Genomic DNA, 15,875 nt, shown 5'->3' with positions numbered 1-15,875 from the left:
CTGTCTCGAGTATCGAGACAGGCGCTGAACCAGGCGCGACCACTGCGGGTACAATAAAAAACGGGGCCGATGGCCCCGTTTTTTATTGAGCGGTAGTGCCGCTCAGAACAGTTCTTCCGGCAATGGTTCGTCCGGCTGCTCGTCCGGTGGCGTATCGCCGCTGTCATTGGAGTAGACGGGCTGGTAGGAGCTGTAGGTCCCGCGACCGGGCACCCGATCGGTGCGAAAGATTTCAAACATGCCGCCGCGGGAGGTGCGCAGACCTGTGCGCGGATTGATGCGCACCGTCACTATGTCGTCCGGCTGTGGCAGGTGGCGCTCTGGCAGCCCTTCCAGTGCAGTGCTCATAAAGTCGATCCAAATGGGCAGCGCGGCCGAGCCGCCGTACTCCCTCTTGCCCAGCTCGCCGTTGGAGTCGAAACCGACCCAGGTACTGGTGGCCAGGTAAGGGCTGTAGCCGGAGAACCAGGCGTCGCGGGGGCCGTTGGTGGTACCGGTTTTACCGGCAATATCGCCGCGCTTCATGACCAGGGCTTTGCGTCCAGTACCCTTCTTGATCACGTCCTTGAGAATGGAATCCATGATATAGGTGGTCTGCGCGGATAGGGCGCGGGGCGCACGCGGGCGCGCCTGCTCGCCGGCCTGATCGAGCGGTCCGACCGGCAGAGTGCGCAGCTCGACCGGCTCCTCGCTCGGCTCCATCGCGCCTGCTTCCATTTGCAGATCGGCCAGATCCACAGGTTCGCGCGGTTGCTGTTCGCTGCCGGCTTCCGGGCAGTTGTGGCACACGGTGAGCGGCAATGCCTGGTAGACAGTTTCGCCGTTGACATCCAGTACCTTATCGACCAGATAGGGCTCTACCCTGTAGCCGCCGTTGGCGAAGGCGGCATAGCCGCGGGCCACTTCCAGCGGGGTCAGCGCGGAGCTGCCCAGGGCAATGGTCAGGTTGCGGGCCAGCTTGCTGCGCTCGAAGCCGAAACGCTCGACGAAGCCCAGTGCGTAGTCGATACCCAGCGCCTGCAGCAGGCGAATGGAAACCAGGTTGCGCGACCGGTACAGCGCCTCTCGCAGGCGGATGGGGCCGAGGAACCTGCCGCTGTCGTTCTCCGGTCGCCACACATCCTGCAGGTTGGTCTCTTCGAAGATGATCGGGGCGTCGTTGATCACGCTCGCCGCGGTATAGCCCTTCTCGATCGCAGAAGCGTAGATAAACGGCTTGAAGTTGGAGCCGGGCTGGCGCGCGGCCTGGGTAACGCGGTTGAAATGACTCTGGCGGAAGTCGTAACCGCCAACCAGGGCGCGGATGGCACCATCCTCCGGGGCCAGGGATACCAGTGCACCCTGGGCCTCGGGTACCTGGGCCAGGTGCCACTCCTCGCGAACCTGGGGCTCCTCGACAGGGGCGGCCTCTTCGCCGGGCCCCGCAAAGGGGTCCGGGCTGGGCGCTTCCCCTTCGACCAACTCTTCCCCAGTGCCTGTGTTCTCTTCCGCGGTCACTTCCACGCGACGCAGGCGCACTACATCGCCGGGCGCGAACATCTCTTCCGCGGATTTGAGCCGTGCGCCGCGGGCGTCTTCCGAGATATAGGGGCGGATGGACTCGAGCCCGTTCTCCCAGGGGATTTCCACCACCCGCCGGTCACGCAGCTGCACCTGCAGCTGCCTCGGTTCCACGGCGGTGACGACCGCCGGTTCCAGGCCGCCGAGCACCGGTATTTCGTTGAGCAGGTCCACCAGCTGGTCGCTGTCCGCCAGCAGTTCCGCATCCAGGCGCTGCTCCGGGCCGCGATAGCCGTGGCGAGCATCATAGGTTTCCAGCCCGTGCTGCAGTGCCTTGCGGGCCGCGTCCTGCAGCTTGCTGTCGACAGTGGTGATTATCTGGTAACCGTCCGTGTAGGCGCTGTCGCCAAAGAGCTCGACCGCCTCTTTGCGTGCCATCTCGGCGATATAGGGCGCGTTCAGGTCCAGATCGCGGCCGTGGTAACTGGCGGTGACCGGCGCCGTGATGGAATTCTTGTACTCGTCCTGGTCGATATAGCCCAGTTCCAGCATGCGCTTCAGGATCCAGTTGCGGCGGACCAGGGCGCGGGTCGGATTGGCGATCGGGTTATAGGTGGATGGAGCCTTGGGCAGGCCCGCCATCATCGCCCACTGGGCCAGGTTGAGGTCGTTGATATCGCGGCCGTAATAGACGTGGGCTGCAGCCTGGAAGCCGTAGGCGCGATTACCGAGGAAGATCTTGTTGATATACAGCTCGAGGATCTGGTCTTTCCCCAGCTCCTGTTCTATCTGCAGCGACAGCAGTATCTCGTTGAATTTCCTCACGAAACGCTGCTCACGACTGAGGAAGAAGTTGCGCGCAACCTGCATGGTCAGGGTGCTGCCGCCGGATTGGATGGAACCGGTTTGCAATAATTGTGATGCGGCTCTCATTAAGCCTTTAATCGAAACGCCGTTGTGGGAGTAAAATCCCGCATCTTCGGCGGCGAGCACGGCCTTGACGAACAGTTCCGGCGTCTGCTCGATGGTGATGGGATTGCGCCGCTTCTCGCCGAACTCCCCGATCAGCTTCATGTCCCTCGAGTAGACCCGCAGTGGCGTTTGCAGACGGATATCGCGCAGGCTCTCCACCGAGGGCAGGCCGGGCTTGAGGTACAGATAGATGCTGGCAAAGCCCATGGCTGCGGCGGCGGCCCCAGCGAGGCCGAGCCAGAACAGGGATAGCAGGCGATTGCGGGCTTTTTCGGTCATGGAACTGCTTCTGTATACGTCTTTATAGGGTCAGGTGATTAATTATACGAATATTGTGCGCTGTTACCTATGCAAATGGCGGTTGCGGCGGTAATTTAAAGTGCTATAACATCAAACCTTCATAACCCACGGAAAAGATAAGAAAAATGGGGATGCTCCCTTTTCTCAACAAAGGCCCTAAGGCCATGCTGGGACTCGATATTAGCTCCACAGCGGTCAAGTTGCTGGAGCTAAGTCGCAATGGCGATAAATACCGGGTCGAATGTTACGCCGTGGAGCCCCTGCCTCCGAATGCGGTGGTGGACAAGAACATCAATGACGTGGGCGCGACCGCCGAGGCCATCCGCAAGGTACTGCGCCGCTCCAAGACCCGCCTGCGCCAGGCGGCGGTGGCTGTATCCGGCTCAGCGGTAATCACCAAGACCCTGGAGATGCCCGCAGATCTCAACGACGACGCCCTCGAGGCGCAGATAGCGTTGGAAGCGGACCAGTACATTCCCTACCCGCTGGACGAGGTGAGTCTCGACTTCGAGGTGCAGGGCCCGTCGGACAAGGGCGAGGGTCAGGTGGAGGTGCTGCTGGCCGCCTGTCGCAGCGAGAATATCGAACAGCGGGTAACCGCCCTCAGTGAGGCCGAATTGCAGCCCGGCGTCGTCGATGTGGAGGCCTACGCGATAGAGCGGGCCTACACGCTGCTCGAGCGCCAGTTCCCTCCTCAGGAGCAGCTGGTAGTGGCCGTTATCGATATAGGCGCGACCATGAGTGCCCTGTCGGTGCTGGTGGATGGTAAGACTGTCTACACCCGCGAGCAGCTGTTCGGTGGCCGCCAGTTGACCGACGAGATCCAGCGCCGCTATGGCCTGTCCTCGGAAGAGGCCGGGCTGGCCAAGCGCCAGGGCGGCAGCGGCCTGCCGGACGACTATTACCCCGAGGTGCTCGAGCCTTTCCGCGACGCGGTGGTGCAGCAGGTTACCCGCTCCCTGCAGTTCTTCTACTCCTCCACCTCCTACAGCGACGTCGACTACATACTGCTCGGTGGCGGTGTGGCGGCGATGGATGGACTGGCGGATTTGGTCAGTCAGAAACTGAACAAGCCCACGGTGGTGGCCAATCCATTCCTCGATATGGCGGTGGCTTCGCGGGTCAACCGCCAGGCGCTGGCCAACGAGGCGCCGTCGCTGATGATTGCCGCCGGCCTGGCGATGCGCGAGAAGGAGTACTGAGATGGCCAAAATCAACCTGCTCCCGTGGCGTCAGGAATACCGCGCGCAGAAACAGAAAGAGTTCCAGCAGGTCGCTGCGCTGGTAGTGATGGCCGCTGGATTTTCCACTTTCCTGTGGATGAAGACCGTCGACGGCCAGGTGGCCAACCAGAAAGAGCGCAACCAGCTGTTGCAGACGGAGATTACTGCACTCGACAAGCAGGTGCGGGAAATCAAGGACCTGAAAAAACGTCGTCAGGAGCTGATCGACCGTATGCGCGTCATTCAGGAGCTGCAGGGCAACAGGCCCTTGTCGGTGCGTTATTTCGATGAAATGGTTCGGGCGGCACCGGAAGGTCTGTGGCTGACCAACCTGAATCGCAGCGGAAGCAGTGTACAGATTGCCGGCGTGGCCGAATCCAACAATCGTGTGTCCTCATTCATGCGCAACCTGGACCAGTCCGAATGGTATGAGTCTCCCAATCTCACCGGCGTAACGGCCAAGCCAGAGTTCGGTGAGCAGGCCAGCGCCTTCCAGATGACGGTCAATGTCAGCGGGCGCAAGAAAGAAGACGAAGAACAAGAAGACGCGGGTAATTAAAGGGTCCTGACCATGGCATTGGAGGATACGCTCAAGAAGCTTAACGAGCTCGATATCAATGATATCGACTTTTCACGGGTTGGGGTCTGGCCGCTGGCGGGGCGCGTCGCGCTGTTGATAGTGATCGCTGCCGTGTTGATTGGCGGTGGTTACTATTTCCTGATCGGCGACCGCTACCAGCAACTGGAATTCGCCTCAAATAAAGAGAAAGAGCTGTTTACACAGTTCGAGAGAAAGTCATTTGAAGCCGCCAACCTGGACGCCTACCGCGAACAGTTGGCGGAGATGGAGGAGACCTTTGGTGCACTTCTGAAACAGCTGCCGAAGGACACTGAAGTGCCTGGCTTGCTCGAGGATATTGACGAGTACGGTCGCGGCAGCGGTCTGACGATTCAGAAAGTCGCACTGGAAAGTGAGCAAGTCGGCGAGTTCTATGTGGAGCTGCCAATCCGCATCGAAGTCGAGGGTGGCTATCACGAATTCGGATCCTTCGTCAGCGGAATTGCCGGCATGCCGCGCATCGTGACTCTGCATGATTTCAGCATCAAGACAAGTAAAGATAGCAGTGCGCTCCTCAGTATGGTGATCAATGCCAAGACCTATCGCTACAAGGATCAGGGGGAAGAGGGATGATCAGATATATTGCCCTGATAGCCACCCTGGTAATCACCGCCGGTTGCAGTCTCGATGGCAGCCACAGCGATCTGCGGCAAAAGATGGCTGCGGTAAAGCACAAGCCCAAAGGGCAGATTGAACCGATACCCACGTTTACGCCGTACAGCCCCTACGTATACAGCGCGACGGCGCAGCGCAGCCCATTTACGCGCCCGGTGCTGGAATCCGATCAGCGACTGGTAGGGCGCAAGCTCGATGTGGCCCCGGACCTGAACCGTCAGAGGGAGCTGCTCGAAGGGTTTAGTTTCGATGCCCTGTCCATGGTGGGCAGTCTGTCCCGCGGCGGTCAGTTGTGGGCTCTGGTCGATGATGGAGATGGGGGTATACATCGCATCACTGTCGGCAACTATATGGGTAAGAACCACGGCCGCGTGGTAAACGCCTCGGCCTCACAGCTCGATGTTTTGGAAATAGTACCGGATGGCACCGGTGGCTGGATTGAACGGCCGCGGGCGATGACTTTGGAAGAGAAGGACAACCGATAATGATCAACAAGCAACTCGCCAAAGTGTTGGCTCCCTTTCGGGTTCTGTTGCTGGGTCTGGCATTGATGCCCGCGGTAATACATGCGCAGACCAATCAACTTAACGATATCCAGTTTTCCGAGCTGCCGGGCAGCCGTGTGCAGCTGCGGCTTACTTTCAGTGACGAGCCGCCTGAGCCGACTGGCTACACCATTGAGCAGCCGGCGCGCATAGTGATGGACTTTGCTGGCGTAGAGAGCGCGCTGCCGCAGAAGAAGTATTCTCTCGGTATTGGCAGTGCGCGCAGTGCTGTGGTGGTGTCCAGTGAAGATCGTACCCGCCTGATTGTCAACCTGGACCAGCTGCCGGTCTATACCAGTGAGCGCCAGGGAAACCAGGTAGTGATGGAAATCGGCGCCGATTCAGCGACTGCCGCCGCAGTTGCTGCGGCACCAACTACCCGCACCCACGATGACGGCCTGAATCTGGGTGGCAAGAAACAGTTCCGAGCGGCCGGCAATGTGGCGATCAGCAATGTGGACTTCCGTCGCGGAGAGGGTGGTGAGGGCAAGGTCATCGTCAGCCTGACAGACCCGGCGGTGAATATCGATGTCGAGCGCACCAAAGGTAAGATATTCCTGACCTTCCTCGGTGCGGAGCTGCCCGAGTCACTGCGGCAGCGTCTGGATGTCACTGACTTCGCCACTCCGGTCAACTCTATCACCGTCGACTACGATGGGCGCAATACTGTTATTGCGGTGGATCCGACCGGTGGCGACTATGACTACCTTGCCTACCAGGCAGATAATGAGTACGTGCTGAGTGTTAAGCCGCTGACGGTAGCGGAAGTGCGCGAAAAGCAAAAGGAATTCCAGTTTTCTGGTGAAAAACTGTCGTTGAATTTCCAGGATATTGAGGTGCGTTCAGTCTTGCAGCTGATTGCAGACTTTACCGACCTGAACCTGGTGGCAAGCGATACCGTTTCAGGCCGTATTACCCTGCGCCTGGACGGCGTACCCTGGGACCAGGCGCTGGAGCTGATCCTGAAAGCCAAGGGGTTGGACAAACGCCAGGAGGGCAATGTAATTATGGTGGCGCCGGCGGTAGAAATCGCTGAGCGCGAGCGCCAGGAGCTGGAGACCCGCAGGCAGCTCGAAGAGCTGGCACCGCTGCGCACCGAGTATATCAACGTCCGCTATGCGGATGCGCGCGAACTGTTTACCCTTTTCTCGGGACAGCAGGGTGGCGGTGCCGGCGATGGTAGCTTTGCCGGTGGTCCAAGGGATGGCAATCAGCGCAGCATTCTGTCCGCTCGCGGTAGCGCTATCGTCGACGAGCGTACCAATACGATTATCCTGACCGACACCGAGGAGAAGATCGCCCAGTTCCGCGAACTGATCGATGTGATTGATATCCCGATTCGCCAGGTGATGATCGAGGCGCGCATTGTCACTGCCAACACCGACTTCCTGCAGGAGTTCGGGGTACAGTGGAACTACACCGAAGAGCACAATATCAATGACGATACCATTGGCATCGGCTCCGGGACCCAGGATAGTGGTTCAGTTGTCGGTAATGGCGCCGGCCCCAGTGTCTCCTCTCCAATCAGTGTGCACGGCTCTCCGCTTGTTGACTTGGGAGTGACTTCTCCGGTGGGAAGCGTCGCCTACGCCATTCTGAAAGAGGATTTCTATCTGGGCCTCGAACTCTCCGCACTGGAGGATATGGGTAGGGCGGAAGTCGTGTCCCAGCCAAAGGTGTTGACCGGGGACAAGCAGGAAGCCACCATCCAGTCCGGTGTGGAGGTCCCGTATCTGGAGGCGACTTCCTCCGGTGCTGCGTCAGTGGCCTTCCGCGAAGCGGTGCTGGGGCTGGACGTAACGCCCCAGATAACGCCGGATAACAATATCATTATGGAGCTGCAGGTTGATCAGAATAGCGTCGGTGAAGTCTTTTCATTGACTTCAACTATCCAGGTTCCGCTGATCAATGTTAATACGCTGGCCACCAAGGTGTTGGTGCGCAACGGTGAGACACTGGTGCTCGGCGGTATCTTCGATAGCACCGTACTGGAGGGTGAGACCAAGGTGCCGCTGCTGGGGGATATTCCCTACCTCGGCAATCTGTTCAAGAGAACCACCCGCAGTAGTGACAAGCGCGAGCTGCTGATTTTTATCACCCCGCGCATCATGGAAGACGAATTTTTGCTCTCCAAGTGATCAATCGCTCCATCTTCCTGGTCGGCCCCATGGGGGCCGGCAAGTCCACCATCGGCAAGTTGCTGGCAGCTGAGTTGCAGCTGCCTTTTGCCGATTCCGACAAGGTGCTGGAAGAGCGCACCGGCGCCGATATTCCGTGGATATTTGATGTGGAGGGTGAGGCGGGCTTTCGCCGTCGCGAAAGCGAGGTGCTGAAAGATCTCTGCAGCGGCCCCGTTCAGGTGATCGCCACCGGTGGTGGTATTGTGCTGCTGGAGGAGAATCGCCAACAACTGAAAAAGCACGGCCTGGTGGTCTATCTGCAGGCGAGTAGCGAGCAGCTGCTGGAGCGCACGTCCAAAAATACCAATCGCCCCCTGCTGCAGGTGGCTGATCCCCGCGCGCGTATTATCGAGCTCCTCGAAGAGCGCGATCCCCTCTACCGCGAAGTGGCGGATATCGTCTGCGATACCGATCACTGCACACCCAAGCAGGCGGCCCTGATGGTGGCCGAGCGCCTCGCCCGGGATACTTCCGCCGACTAATTCTCCCGCATTCGTGTGCTAAAGTGCGCTTCTGCTCCCACCTGCCACAAGGGCCGGTGCGAGCGCAGTTCAACTCTGGCCAGCAAGGAGGGCGTCGTGCACTGCCTGAATGTGGAACTGGGAGAGCGCAGCTATCCCATCGTTATCGGATCGCAGCTGTTGGGCGACCCGCAACATCTACTCCCCTATATCCGTGGCAAACAGGTCTGCGTGGTGACCAACGAGACGGTGGCTCCCCTCTATCTGGAGCGGCTGCTCGAAGGCCTGTCTGGATTCGACAAGGTCGATACCATAGCGCTGCCTGACGGTGAGGCCTTCAAGACGCTCGATACCGTCAACCGCATCTTCGACCTGCTGCTGGAACAGCGCCACAACCGCAGTACTACTCTGGTTGCCCTCGGCGGCGGTGTGATCGGTGATATGGCCGGATTCGCCGCCGCCTGCTACCAGCGCGGGGTCGATTTCGTGCAGATCCCCACCACCCTGCTGGCGCAGGTGGACTCTTCTGTCGGTGGCAAGACCGGCGTCAACCACCCGCTGGGCAAGAATATGATCGGCGCCTTCTACCAGCCCCGGGTGGTGCTGGCGGATATGAATACCCTGCAGACACTGCCCGAGCGGGAGCTCTCGGCGGGTATCGCCGAGGTCATCAAGTACGGACTTATCTGCGACGCCCCCTTTTTCGACTGGCTGGAAAGCAACATGTCGCGGCTGCTGGAGCGGGATCCGCAGGCGCTGGCCTATGCAGTAGACCGCTGTTGTCGCGACAAGGCTGCGGTGGTGGCGGAGGACGAGCGGGAGTCGGGGCGCCGCGCCATACTGAATTTTGGCCACACCTTCGGTCATGCGATAGAGGCGGTGCAGGGGTACGGCAGCTGGCTGCACGGCGAGGCGGTGGCGGCCGGCATGGTAATGGCGGCGGAGCTGTCGCGCCTGCGCGGCAGTATCGACACCGAGCTTGTGGCGCGTATCCGCGACCTGCTGAGCACCGCCAGGCTGCCCCTGGTCGCCCCGGATGACATGACGGTGCAGCAATTCCTGGACGCCATGGCGGTGGACAAGAAGGTCATGGACGGGCGGCTGCGCCTGGTGCTGTTGAGGGCGCTGGGGGATGCGCAGATAGTCGACGATACACCGCCGGAGCTGCTGGCCGAGGCGCTCGAGAACTGCGGTGCAGTGTGACAGACAGCACAAGAATCTACGTGAGGTGAGGACTGTTTGACAGTCTGGGTCGAAAATAGGAGATAAGTCGGTTTTGTGGGCGGCTGGCAGGATATAAAACTGCCAATTCTTGCAATTCCAGGGGTGCGCAAGTAATATTGCGCGCCCTCTCGGGAAAACCGGGGGATAAAAGCGAACAATAAAAAAGCCCCGCAAGCGGGCTTTTTTTGTCTGGGGTACCGCAAAGCGCACTGCGCTGTCTGCGGCCCAGACCGCGGCGCGGCCAGTGGTCGGCGCCGGAGGTCCCCCCAACGATAACGATGAGGAATTCTATGGGTAGCGGTCTGTATCGGTTGGATGAGTTCAAGGACAACTGCGGTTTTGGCCTGATCGCGCATTTGAAGGGCGAGACCAGCCACAAGCTGGTGCAGACCGCCATCGAGTCCCTGACCTGTATGACGCACCGCGGCGGCATCGCCGCCGACGGCAAGACCGGCGACGGCTGCGGCCTGTTGCTGCAGAAACCCGACGTCTTCCTACGCGCCGAAGCGCGCACCGTCTGCGGTGTCGAGCTGACCGATGCCTACGCCGTAGGCGCCATTATGCTGCCGCTGGACGAAGTGGCCGCACAGGGCGCCCGCGAGATCCTCGAACGCGAACTGCAGGCCCAGGGACTCAGCGTTGCCGGCTGGCGCCCGGTGCCCACCAATCCCGACTGCCTGGGCCCGATTGCGCGGGAATCCCTGCCACGCTTCGAGCACCTGCTGATCAACGACGCGGAGCAGCCCCTCGGCGAAGCCGGGTTCAACGCGCGCCTGTTTGTCGCCCGCCGCAAGGCGGAGCAGCAGCTGGGCGAGGGCGTCTATATCGCCAGCCTGTCCACCGGTGTGCTGTCCTACAAGGGCCTGATGATCCCGGCGGACCTGCCGAAATTTTTCCCGGACCTGGCGGACCCGCGCCTGGAGACGGCCATCTGTGTCTTCCACCAGCGCTTCTCCACCAACACCATGCCGCGCTGGCCGCTGGCGCAGCCTTTCCGCCTGCTGGCCCACAACGGCGAGATCAACACCATCACCGGCAACCGCAACTGGTCGGTGGCGCGCACACCCAAGTTCTCCACCGAACTGATTCCGGAACTGGCCGAGCTGGCACCGCTGGTCAACCGCGAGGGCTCCGACTCCTCCAGCCTCGACAATATGCTGGAGATGCTGCTCGCCGGCGGTATGGAGCTGCACCGTGCGGTGCGCATGCTGGTGCCACCGGCCTGGCAGAACGTCGAGGGTATGGACTCGGACCTGCGCGCCTTCTACGAATATATCTCCATGCATATGGAGCCCTGGGACGGCCCCGCCGGCCTGGTGATGAGCGACGGCCGCTACGCGGTCTGCACCCTCGACCGCAACGGCCTGCGCCCGTCGCGCTGGGTGATCACAAAAGACGATGTGATTACCGTCGCCTCCGAGATAGGCACCTATGATTACGCGCCCGAGGATGTGGTGGCCAAGGGCCGTCTGGGCCCGGGCCAGATGCTGTCGGTGGATACCCGCGAAGGCAAGCTGCTGCACACCGCGGATATCGACAATATCCTCAAGCGCTCACAGCCCTACAAGCGCTGGCTGAAGGACAAGGCGCGCCGCATCCGCTCCACCCTGGTCACGGCGCCGGTGGACAACAACTTCTCCCTGGAACAGTTCAAGGTCTACCAGAAGCTGTTCAGTTCCTCCCTGGAGGAGCGCAACAGTGTGGTGCGGCCCATGGCCGAGGCCGGCCAGGAGGCCGTGGGTTCCATGGGCGACGATACGCCCATGGCGGTGCTGTCGCGCCACAACCGCTCCCTGTACGACTACTTCCGCCAGCAGTTCGCCCAGGTCACCAACCCGCCGATAGACCCGCTGCGGGAAACGGTGGTCATGTCCCTGGAAACCTGCCTGGGGCGCGAGAAGTCGGTGTTCGAGGAGACACCCGAGCACGCCGACCGCGTCATACTGTCGTCGCCGGTATTGTCGCATATGAAGTACACGGCGCTGCTGGAGCTGGACAGGCCCGGCTTCGAGGCGAAGATCTTCGACCTGAATTACGATCCGGCGCAGATGGATCTGCGCAGTGCGATCGAAAAGCTCTGCGCCGATGTCGAGGCATCGGTGCGGGGCGGCACAGTGCTGGTCGTGCTGTCCGACCGCGAGATACGCGAGGACCGGCTGCCGATCGATGCGTTGCTGGCCACAGGCGCCGTGCACCACCACCTGGTACACGCCGGCCTGCGCTGCGATTCCAACGTGGTGGTGGATACCGCCAGTGCCCGCGATGCGCACCAGCTGGCCTGCCTGGTCGGCGTTGGCGCCACCGCAGTGCACCCCTATTTCTCCTACAGCATCATCAATCACCTGATCGACACGGGTGAGCTGCTGCTGGACGCGGCCGAAGCGCAGAAGAATTACCGCAACGGCATCATCAAGGGGCTGTTGAAAATCCTGTCCAAGATGGGCATCTCCACCGTGGCCTCCTACCGAGGCGCGTTGTTGTTCGAGCTGGTAGGCCTGGACCGCGATGTGGTCGATCTGTGCTTCCCCGGTGCGCCGACGCGTATCCAGGGCGCCGGCTTCGCCGAACTGCAGGCAGATACGGCCGGTCGTGCCAAGATCGCATGGAAGGCGCGCAAGCCTGTGTCCCCGGGCGGCCTGCACAAGTTTGTCTGGGGCCAGGAGTACCACGCCTTCAACCCGGACGTGGTCAAGACACTGCAGCAGGCGGTGAAGAGTGGCGAATACGCCACCTGGCGCGATTACGCGGAACTGGTCAACAAGCGCCCGGTGGCAACACTGCGCGACCTGCTCGACTTCAAAGAGGGACTGCAGTCGATTCCACTGGACGAAGTGGAGCCGGCGGAGAATATCCTGCGCCGCTTCGACTCCGCTGCCATGTCCCTGGGCGCCCTGTCGCCGGAGGCGCACGAGTCCCTGGCCCAGGCCATGAACCGCCTTGGCGGCCGCTCCAACAGCGGTGAGGGTGGCGAGGACCCGGTGCGCTTCGGCACTGACAAGGTCTCCAAGATCAAACAGGTGGCCTCGGGCCGCTTTGGAGTCACCCCCCACTACCTGGTCAACGCCGAGGTGCTGCAGATCAAGGTGGCCCAGGGCGCCAAGCCTGGCGAGGGCGGCCAGCTGCCCGGCGGCAAGGTCAACGACCTGATCGCGCGGCTGCGCTACTCGGTGCCCGGCGTGACCCTGATCTCGCCGCCGCCGCACCACGATATCTATTCCATCGAGGACCTGGCGCAGCTGATCTACGACCTGAAACAGGTCAATCCGGATGCGCTGGTGTCGGTGAAGCTGGTGTCACGCCCCGGCGTCGGCACCATCGCCGCCGGCGTGGCCAAAGCCTACGCGGACCTGATCACCATTTCCGGCTACGACGGTGGCACCGCTGCCAGTCCGATCACCTCCATCCGCTACGCCGGCTCCCCCTGGGAGCTGGGCCTGGCGGAGACCCACCAGACGCTGCGCGCCAACGACCTGCGCGGCAAGGTGCGGGTGCAGACCGATGGCGGCCTCAAGTCCGGCCTGGACGTGGTCAAGGCGGCCATTCTCGGCGCCGAGAGTTTCGGTTTCGGCACCGCGCCCATGGTGGCCCTGGGCTGTAAATACCTGCGCATCTGTCACCTGAACAACTGCGCCACCGGTGTCGCCACCCAGAACAAGGACCTGCGCGACGAGCATTATATCGGTACCGTCGAGATGGCGATGAACTTCTTCAAGTTCGTCGCCGAGGAGACCCGCGAGTGGATGGCGCGTCTGGGTGTACGCACCATCGAGGAGCTGGTCGGCCGTGTCGACCTGTTGCGTGTCCTCGACGGCGAGACCGAGAAGCAGAGGAAGCTGGATCTGTCGCCGCTATTGCACACCGATGAGCTGCTGGACAGCAAGCCGCAGACCTGCCGACAGGCGAAGAACGAGCCCTGGGACAAGGGTGAGCTGGCGGAGCGTATGGTTGTGGAGATACTGCCGGCCATCGAGCGCCTGTCCGGTGGTGACTACAGCTACAGCGTTACCAACTGCGACAGGTCCATAGGCGCGCGCCTGTCCGGCGAGATCGCCAAACGCCACGGCAACCAGGGCATGGTGGAGGCGCCGGTCAAGTTGCAACTTAAGGGTGTTGCCGGCCAGTCCTTCGGCGTCTGGAATGCCGGTGGCCTGGAGATGTACCTAGAGGGTGATGCCAACGACTATGTGGGCAAGGGCATGGCCGGCGGCAAGCTGGTGATACGCCCGCCGGCGGGCAGTGCCTTCGAATCCCGGGATACCAGCATCATCGGCAATACCTGCCTCTACGGCGCTACCGGTGGCAAGCTGTTCGCTGCCGGCCGCGCCGGTGAGCGCTTCGCGGTGCGGAACTCCGGCGCCTTCGCGGTAGTGGAGGGCGCTGGAGACCACTGCTGCGAATATATGACCGGCGGTATGGTGGCTGTGCTGGGTGACACCGGGGTCAATTTCGGCGCCGGTATGACAGGCGGCTTCGCCTATGTACTGGATCTGGAGCGCAACTTCTTCGACAAGTGCAACCACGAGCTGATCGAGCTGCGCCGTATCAGCAGTGAGACGCTGGAGCCGCACCAGAGCCACCTGCGCGAGGTGATCGAGGAATACGCCGCCGAGACCGGCAGCGAATGGGGCGCCGAGTTGCTGGACAACTTCGACGACTACCTGAGCCGCTTCTGGCTGGTGAAGCCCAAGGCGGCGAGCCTGGCCGGCCTGCTGGCCGATGTACGCAAGCGCGGTGAATAAGAAAGGGTGGATGGAATGAAAGAGAGACTGAGCAACGATTTCCAGTTTATCGACGTGGGCCGCAGCGACCCGCCGAAGAAGGACATCATCACCCGCACCAACGAGTTTGTAGAAATCTACCAGCCGTTCAGCGAGCGCCAGGTGGCCAGCCAGGCGCATCGCTGCCTGGACTGCGGCAACCCCTACTGCGAGACCGGCTGTCCGGTACACAACTATATTCCCAACTGGCTGAAGCTGGTGACCGACGGCAACATCATGGAGGCGGCGGAACTCAGCCACCAGACCAATACCCTGCCGGAGGTCTGCGGCCGCGTCTGCCCCCAGGACCGCCTGTGCGAGGGTGCCTGTACGCTGAACGACGGCTTCGGCGCCGTGACCATCGGCAACGCGGAGAAGTACATTACCGACACTGCCTTTGCCCTCGGCTGGCGCCCGGACCTCTCCCATGTGAAGAAGACCGACAAGCGCGTCGCCGTGATCGGCGCCGGTCCCGCCGGCCTCGGCTGCGCCGATGTACTGGTGCGCAACGGCGTACAGCCGGTGGTATTCGACAAGTACCCGGAAATCGGCGGCCTGATCACCTTCGGCATCCCGGAGTTCAAGCTGGAAAAATCGGTGATGCAGCGGCGCCGTCAGGTCTTCAGCGAGATGGGAATCGAGTTCTGCCTCAATACCGAAGTCGGTAAAGACATTGGTTTCGAGGAGCTGTTGCGGGATTACGATGCCGTGTTTATGGGTATGGGTACTTACAACTACATGAAGGGCGGTTTCCCCGGCGAGGAGTTGTCCGGCGTGCACGACGCCCTACCGTTCCTGATCGGCAATGTGAACCGCAATATGGGCTGGGAGAAAAACCCGGAGGAGTTTATCTCGGTCGAGGGCAAACGTGTCGTGGTGCTCGGCGGCGGCGATACCGCCATGGACTGCAACCGCAGTTCCATCCGCCTGGGTGCGAAGAGCGTTACCTGCGCTTACCGGCGCGACGAGGAAAACATGCCCGGCTCCCGCCGCGAGGTGGCCAACGCCAAGGAGGAGGGTGTGCGCTTCCTGTTCAACCGCCAGCCGGTGGAGATTGTCGGCGATGGCAAGGTGAGCGGGGTAAAAGTTGTCACTACCGAGCTGGGTGAGCCGGACGAGAACGGCCGTCGCCGCCCGCAGGTGGTACCCGGCTCCGAGGAGGTGATTCCCGCGGACCTGGTGCTGGTGGCCTTCGGTTTCCGCCCGAGCCCGGCGGAGTGGTTTGATGAATACAAGATAGAAGTGGCCGACTGGGGCGGCGTGGTCGCGCCGGAGCAGCAGGCATTCAAGTTCCAGACCAGCAATGAGAAGGTCTTCGCCGGCGGCGATATGGTGCGCGGCTCGGACCTGGTCGTCACCGCCATCTGGGAGGGCCGCCAGGCCGCCGAGGGTATCCTGGATTACCTCGACGTCTAGAAGAAAGCGCCCTCTCCCGCCCGCGGGGGAGAGGGCCTCTCGCTGGCTACGCGGCGGCGGCTC

10 protein-coding genes are annotated in these 15,875 nt (G+C 61.6%); 9 read left to right on the top strand and 1 reads right to left on the bottom strand.

Going from position 1 to position 15,875, the window contains the following annotated elements; translation table 11 throughout:
• Positions 1-102: 102 nt before the first annotated feature.
• Positions 103-2,751, bottom strand: coding sequence for a penicillin-binding protein 1A (locus IG627_RS03810; protein WP_193190132.1), 2,649 nt, complete (start codon positions 2,749-2,751; stop codon positions 103-105).
• A gap of 146 nt (positions 2,752-2,897) precedes the next feature.
• Between IG627_RS03810 and IG627_RS03805 the strand changes: the two genes are divergently transcribed.
• The 9 genes from IG627_RS03805 (at position 2,898) to IG627_RS03765 (ending at position 15,812) form a co-directional block, all read left to right on the top strand.
• Positions 2,898-3,974, top strand: coding sequence for a pilus assembly protein PilM (locus tag IG627_RS03805; protein ID WP_193190130.1), 1,077 nt, complete (start codon positions 2,898-2,900; stop codon positions 3,972-3,974).
• 1 nt (position 3,975) lies between these two features.
• Positions 3,976-4,554, top strand: coding sequence for a PilN domain-containing protein (locus tag IG627_RS03800; RefSeq protein WP_193190128.1), 579 nt, complete (start codon positions 3,976-3,978; stop codon positions 4,552-4,554).
• Between the two features lie 12 nt (positions 4,555-4,566).
• Positions 4,567-5,187 carry a type IV pilus inner membrane component PilO gene (locus IG627_RS03795; RefSeq protein ID WP_193190126.1) on the top strand — a complete coding sequence of 207 codons (621 nt, stop codon included), beginning with the start codon at positions 4,567-4,569 and terminating at the stop codon, positions 5,185-5,187.
• Positions 5,184-5,714 (top strand): pilus assembly protein PilP, encoded by a 531-nt coding sequence (locus IG627_RS03790; RefSeq protein ID WP_193190124.1) that lies wholly within the window; start codon positions 5,184-5,186, stop codon positions 5,712-5,714. The genes IG627_RS03795 and IG627_RS03790 overlap by 4 nt, the downstream gene beginning before the upstream one ends.
• The gene (pilQ, locus tag IG627_RS03785) at positions 5,714-7,912 is read left to right on the top strand and encodes a type IV pilus secretin PilQ (protein WP_193190122.1); all 2,199 of its coding nucleotides are present in this window, start codon (positions 5,714-5,716) and stop codon (positions 7,910-7,912) included. Before IG627_RS03790 ends, pilQ begins: the two co-directional genes overlap by 1 nt.
• Positions 7,909-8,436, top strand: a complete 528-nt coding sequence (gene aroK, locus IG627_RS03780; RefSeq protein ID WP_193190120.1) for a shikimate kinase AroK — start codon at positions 7,909-7,911, stop codon at positions 8,434-8,436. Before pilQ ends, aroK begins: the two co-directional genes overlap by 4 nt.
• Positions 8,437-8,532: 96 nt before the next feature.
• A complete protein-coding gene (gene aroB, locus IG627_RS03775) occupies positions 8,533-9,618 on the top strand; it encodes a 3-dehydroquinate synthase (protein WP_193190118.1) in 1,086 nt (361 codons plus the stop codon).
• A 311-nt stretch (positions 9,619-9,929) separates the two neighbouring features.
• Positions 9,930-14,378 carry a glutamate synthase large subunit gene (gene gltB / locus IG627_RS03770; RefSeq protein WP_193190116.1) on the top strand — a complete coding sequence of 1,483 codons (4,449 nt, stop codon included), beginning with the start codon at positions 9,930-9,932 and terminating at the stop codon, positions 14,376-14,378.
• Positions 14,379-14,393: 15 nt separating this feature from the next.
• Positions 14,394-15,812, top strand: coding sequence for an FAD-dependent oxidoreductase (locus tag IG627_RS03765; protein WP_193190114.1), 1,419 nt, complete (start codon positions 14,394-14,396; stop codon positions 15,810-15,812).
• Positions 15,813-15,875: the final 63 nt, after the last annotated feature.

It is taken from the genome of Microbulbifer taiwanensis (assembly GCF_014904815.1).
GTDB lineage: Bacteria > Pseudomonadota > Gammaproteobacteria > Pseudomonadales > Cellvibrionaceae > Microbulbifer > Microbulbifer taiwanensis.
This window is presented reverse-complemented; position numbering and strand designations above follow the sequence as displayed.